Here is a 1,836-nt window from a genome sequence, read left to right on the forward strand (position 1 = left end):
GCAACCATCCTCCTTTGTTCCTCCCCTTTATAGTGTCGTAACTACAAGGGTAGGTAATTCCGGGGGAAGTTGCAATGGCTCTTTGCATTAACAGGGAATTTTCCCTGCAATTGCAGGGAATCACTCACTGCAATTACCGGTACTTATATTCTGCAGCAAACAAAAGATGCTTCGCTTTCGATAGAAAGGAAGCATAAAGATGATTCAACGTACAAAAGAGAAGTGCAGTATGCCATTGAGGTTAAGTTCATACACCCCTTCAATGCGAGAAATATAAATATGCTCGAAGAGGTGATCACAGACAATGAGAAACTGAGATTGGCCACCGAACACTCCGATGGTTTCACTAAAGCCATAAACCTGGTTTTCTGTAGCTCGCAGGAGAAAGTCAGATCCGATCGTAAAGATCCTGTAATTAATAGAATAAGAGAATACATCAGAAATGGTAGAACAGTACACGAGAACAGAGAGTATAAGGTTCCTGAGGCTGCACTAAATGCATTTATCGATTCTCATCTGGATGAGTCGAGAAAAAATACCGATAAACCGATTACCTGGCCCGCTAAAGGCACCATGAATTCAGGAGATTGGAGGAATGAACTGATAAGCACGATAATAAGGTAATTGTCTGTTCAAGACTTCTCTTCTGTGCGAAACTTGCCTTGTTTCTTGAATACGTACTGAATTGCTGACTTCGTCCTTCCTTCAGGCAGCAAAAATATACGTCTGGAGAGTTATGATAACCGAGGTATTACGCAAGCCTATGGCAGAGAGAACTGAATAACAAGGATCAAACTCCCGTTCCTCAGGATTTCTTGATTACTTACGTCTTGCTGACTCTCATAAAACCGTTGAATGGTCCTTCCGATATTCCCCTGACGATTATCTACTCATGATAGGCTGGCCAACATTTTCTGCCTTCAGCTAGAATCACTCACTCAATATGCTCTTAAGGTATTATGCTGGCAGATTTGACAGAATTGAGCCGAAAAAAATGGTTAAGCGGAGCCTTTTTCCTGCTCCGCCCACGGGGACACCCCCGTGCAGTGAAATTATAGCACTTTGCCATCCTTAGGAGAAAGTGATCGATAACAAAAGAAGATGCATATTGCTCGACATAAGAAAGCATCACCTGGTTTTTTTCATTGAAAGGAACATACCGGATACCGGACTTTCCGGATCAAGTCAGCTCGCATTGTCTCCATGATTGGAAACAGGTTTGTCATTTGAAGCTCTGAGAAGAGTCAATATGGCAAAAAGCGAAAACGAGAATCAGAATGTGGCGACTACAAAGCATTGAGAAGCCTAATTGATGAGGCTTATAAACATGTTTTAGCGACAACGACATGAATGAACCACGAATGAAATGATATTCTATCGCCTGATAGTCGACGCTGACTCCTAAGTACTCTTATCTGTCCATTGAATGTATCTCTATTTTGCCGGAAACGATCTGCTGAGAGTCGCTCTTAGAAATGCATACAGCATAATAGATATGATAGCATGTTTCTATTCCAAAAGCCGCTGAATGTTCAAGGTTTGTCTCGAACATAGCACACAAAAGTCCAACCAAGATCTAGGAGCAACAATTCTTTAGAACATTTAATGGAGATGGGATTAGTCAATTAAACCTTTCTAGGTTGCCAATTCACTACAAGATAGCTTGTTCTTGAGTCCAGAAGTAAATTATCACATTTGTTTCGTGAGTTTTGGTTAAGGTATAATCAATAGTGTCTTTAAGTTAGGCAACTTTACTAACGTGTTGCTCTTCTAGTTTTCCCTGTTTTCAACCAAATCCGTTGCTAGAAAAAAAGGAGGTATGGGAATGAAAAAAGG

At 40.9% G+C, this 1,836-nt stretch carries 1 protein-coding gene; it reads left to right on the plus strand.

Annotation, left to right across the window (positions count from 1 at the left end; all coding sequences use genetic code 11):
- Positions 1 to 69: 69 nt before the first annotated feature.
- Positions 70 to 624 (plus strand): hypothetical protein, encoded by a 555-nt coding sequence (locus BG32_RS13520; protein ID WP_121526976.1) that lies wholly within the window; start codon positions 70 to 72, stop codon positions 622 to 624.
- Positions 625 to 1,836 lie beyond the last annotated feature (1,212 nt).

The organism is Mesotoga sp. HF07.pep.5.2.highcov, from assembly GCF_003666285.1.
Classification (GTDB): domain Bacteria; phylum Thermotogota; class Thermotogae; order Petrotogales; family Kosmotogaceae; genus Mesotoga; species Mesotoga prima.